The organism is Streptomyces sp. W16 (assembly GCF_033194735.1).
GTDB lineage: Bacteria > Actinomycetota > Actinomycetes > Streptomycetales > Streptomycetaceae > Streptomyces.
Genome location: NZ_JAWOAI010001233.1, coordinates 1 through 255, shown reverse-complemented (window position 1 = coordinate 255; position 255 = coordinate 1). Strand labels below are relative to the sequence as shown.

General features: G+C 68.6%; 1 protein-coding gene. It reads right to left on the bottom strand.

Annotated features, from left to right (window positions below):
• Nucleotides 1-255: condensation domain-containing protein (locus R6V09_RS54910; protein WP_317888711.1), on the bottom strand; the 255-nt coding region annotated here is incomplete at both ends.

Sequence of the window (255 nt, the reverse complement as noted above, 5' to 3'; positions counted from 1 at the left end):
TCCACCGGCAGCCCCGCCAGCGCCTCACGCCAGAACGCCGACTGACGGGCCACCGCGCTGCCCGGATCGTCATCGGAACCCAGCAGATCACGCTGCCACAACGTGTAGTCCGCGTACTGCACCGGCAGTTCACCCCACGCCGGAACCGTCCCGGCGATCCGCGCCGCATAGGCGGTGGCAAGATCCCTGCCGAAAGGCCCCACCGACCAGCCGTCACCCGCGATGTGATGCACCAACAGCACCAGAACGTGCTCG